1 protein-coding gene is annotated in these 236 nt (G+C 59.3%); it reads left to right on the plus strand.

The genetic code is table 11. The features are described from left to right. The coding region (locus RTW80_RS30800; protein ID WP_312722054.1) for a flagellar basal body-associated FliL family protein at positions 1-236 on the plus strand (236 nt) is incomplete at both ends.

Consider the following 236-nt stretch of genomic DNA (forward strand, 5'->3'; position numbering starts at 1 on the left):
CTGGATACGTTCACCGTCAACCTGGGCGATGCGGATCGCGTGCTTTACGTGGGTATTACGCTGCGTCTGAAAGATGAAGCGACCCGTGCACGCCTGAACGACTACCTGCCAGAAGTGCGTAGCCGTCTGCTGCTGCTGTTTTCTCGTCAGGATGCCTCCGCGCTCGCCACCGATGTGGGCAAGCAAAAGCTGGTCGATGCCCTTAAACAGACGCTGGCGACCCCGCTGGTAAACGG

The sequence above is a fragment of the Escherichia sp. AM3 genome (assembly GCF_032029835.1).
GTDB lineage: Bacteria > Pseudomonadota > Gammaproteobacteria > Enterobacterales > Enterobacteriaceae > Escherichia > Escherichia coli.